The sequence below is a fragment of the Mesorhizobium sp. M7A.F.Ca.US.006.04.2.1 genome (assembly GCF_004022915.1).
Lineage (GTDB): Bacteria > Pseudomonadota > Alphaproteobacteria > Rhizobiales > Rhizobiaceae > Mesorhizobium > Mesorhizobium ciceri.
The window spans coordinates 1-2,396 of sequence record NZ_RZQA01000913.1 but is presented as its reverse complement, the minus strand read 5'-3'; the positions used below and the strand labels follow the sequence as shown (position 1 = coordinate 2,396).

Genomic DNA, 2,396 nt, shown 5'->3' with positions numbered 1-2,396 from the left:
AACGCCATCTCGCCAGCCGGGGCGGCGGGCGGCGAGGGCTGGGCCGCCACCGCCACGTCCTCCAACGGTTCGGTGGCCAACATCAGCGCCATCCAGTCGGGCGCGTCCGAATCGGGCTTCACGCAATCCGACGTCGCCTACTGGGCGCATTCGGGCACCGGCCTCTATGAGGGCAAGCCCAAGGTTGACGACCTGCGCCTCATCGCGACGCTTTATCCCGAGACGATCCATTTGGTCGCGCGTGCCGACGCCGGCATTAAGTCGGTGGCGGATCTCAAGGGCAAACGCGTCTCTCTTGACGAGCCGGGCTCCGGCACCATCGTCGATGCGCGACTTGTGCTTGGCGCTTACGGTCTGGCTGAAAAGGACGTGCAGCCCGAATATCTCAAGCCTGGCCCGGCCGGAGAGCGGCTGCAGGATGGCGCCATGGACGCTTATTTCTTCGTCGGTGGTTATCCGACCGGCGCAATCGTTGAGCTTGCCACCACCAACAACATCACGCTGGTGCCGATCACCGGCCCCGAGGCCGACAAGCTGCTGTCCGAGCAGAAGTTCTTCTCCACCGATACCGTGCCGGAAGGCACCTACAAAAATGTCGGCGAAACCAAGACCATTTCCGTCGCCGCTCAATGGGTGACCAGCGCCAAGCAGACCGACGACCTCGTCTACAAGATCGTCAAGTCGCTTTACAGCGACGAAACCCAAAAGGCCCTGCAGGCAGGCCACGCCAAGGGCAAGCTGATCACGCTCCAGAACGCGGTTACCAGCGCTGGCATTCCGTTTCATCCCGGCGCAGAGAAATTCTACAAGGAAGTCGGCACCCTGAAATAAGAGCCATTTGGACCGGCTGACAACAACGAGGCGGAAGGGATGCTTTCCGCCTCTTTTGTCTGGAAATTCAGGACACGGAACCGGCATGAGCGATGACGACAAGATCAAGCTTTCCGCAATGGAGTTCGATGAGGAGAGCGCTCGCGAACTGGAGGAGAAATTCGACTCCGAAATCCGCTTCCGGCCACTGACCCGTGTCGCGGGCTGGCTGGTCGGCTTCCTCCTGGTGGCGCTGTCACTGTTTCACTACTACACCGCCGGTTTCGGCCTGCTGCAGGAAATGCTGCACCGGGGCATCCACCTGTCGATGGTGCTGGCGCTGATCTTCCTCGTCTTCCCGCTGGTGAAGAAAAGCTACGACCAGCCCGCGCGGTCCAGCCTCCTGCGGCCGCTCGGCATACCCCTTTTCGACTGGCTGCTGGCGATCGCTGCGGTCGTCGTCGTCATGCACGTGCCTATGATCCCGCTCGACGACCTTGCCTTCCGCGTCGGCAATCCCACGGCGCTCGACGTGGTGTTCGGCCTTATCCTCATCCTGCTTCTGCTGGAGGCGACGCGCCGCTCCGTCGGCATCCCGCTGCCCATCATCGCCGTCGTCTTCATGGCCTACGCGCTGTTGGGGCGGTACATGCCGAGCATTCTGGTGCACCCCGGCGCGTCCGTCTCCCAGCTTGTCGATCACCTTTATCTGACGACGCAGGGCATCTACGGCATCGCGCTCGGCGTCGTCGCCACCTACGTCTTCCACTTCGTGCTGTTCGGCGTCTTCGCCACCCGCATTGGCCTCGGCCAGCTCTTCCTCGACTGCGCGGCGTGGGTCGCCGGCCGCTACGCCGGCGGTCCCGCCAAGGTGTCGATCTTCGGCTCGGCGCTGTTCGGCATGATTTCCGGCTCGTCGGTCGCCAACACCGTTACCGTCGGCTCGCTGACCATCCCGGCGATGATCAAGCTCGGCTACAAGAAACATTTCGCCGCAGCGGTGGAAGCGGCGTCCTCGACCGGCGGCCAGGTGACGCCACCGATCATGGGCGCAGCGGCCTTCCTGATGATCGAATTTCTCGAACTGCCCTACACGACCATCATCCTTGCCGCCATCGTGCCCGCCTTCATGCACTTCTTTGGCGTGTTCATGCAGGTGCATTTCGAGGCCAAGCGAACCGGCCTCAGGGGGCTCAGGCCGGACGAGATGCCCGATGTCGTCGAGGCGCTGAAGCGGGACTGGCCGACGATCATCCCGCTCGTCGTTCTCATCGGCGTGCTGCTCTCGGGCTACACGCCCTACATGGCCGCCTTCTGGGGCATCACCTTGTGTATTCTCGTCGGCTTGCTCAATCCGCGCCGGCGCATGTCGGTCGCCGACATCGTGACGTGTCTGCGCGACGGCGCCAAATATGCGCTCGCAGTCGGAGCCGCTGCCGCAACCGTCGGCATCGTCGTGGGCGTCGTCACCCTGACCGGAGTGGGCTTCAAGCTGTCCTACATCGTCACATCGACGGCCGGACACCTTTCCCTTCTCTTCGGCACCTTCATCCCCGAGGCGATCTTCTCGGCCCAGGGCCTGACCC

General features: G+C 63.1%; 2 protein-coding genes. Both read left to right on the top strand.

Translation table 11 applies throughout. From position 1 onward, the window contains the following. Window positions 1-831 (top strand): TAXI family TRAP transporter solute-binding subunit (locus tag EN925_RS32095; RefSeq protein ID WP_128337213.1); only part of this gene is annotated, 831 nt, incomplete at its 5' end. Window positions 832-916: 85 nt separating this feature from the next. Further along, window positions 917-2,396: TRAP transporter fused permease subunit (locus tag EN925_RS32090; protein ID WP_128337212.1), on the top strand; the 1,480-nt coding region annotated here is incomplete at its 3' end.